Below are 364 nucleotides of genomic sequence, written 5' to 3'. Positions count from 1 at the left end.
CCTCCCGCTGACCACCGTCATCGCGAGCGTGCACGAGCCCTCCGACTTCTCCGGACTGCCCGTGCCCGGCGACGACCCGGCCGTCCAGGGCGTGCCGATGGCCCCGCCGGACTGGGCCGTGCGCCTGGTCCGGGAGGGCCGCGGCCTGCTCTTCCTCGACGAGCTGTCGACCGCGCCGCCCGCCGTCCAGGCGGCCCTGCTGCGCCTCGTGCTGGAGCGGCGCGTCGGCGCCCTCCGGCTGCCGCCCGGCGTCCGCATCGTGGCCGCCGCGAACCCGCGCGCCTCGGCCGCCGACGGCTGGGAGCTCAGCGCGCCGCTCGCCAACCGGTTCGTGCACCTGCCGTGGGTCCACGACCACGAGGTC

At 78.0% G+C, this 364-nt stretch carries 1 protein-coding gene; it reads left to right on the top strand.

What is annotated here, in order from left to right; all coding sequences use genetic code 11:
* A partial coding sequence (locus G3I53_RS21055) for an AAA family ATPase (protein ID WP_203617296.1) occupies positions 1 to 364 on the top strand: 364 nt, incomplete at both ends.

Origin of the sequence: Streptomyces sp. SID14436 (assembly GCF_010548465.1) — a bacterium.
Classification (GTDB): Bacteria; Actinomycetota; Actinomycetes; order Streptomycetales; family Streptomycetaceae; genus Streptomyces.
Note: the sequence above shows the minus strand (reverse complement) of the source record. Positions and strands in the feature narration are given on the sequence as shown.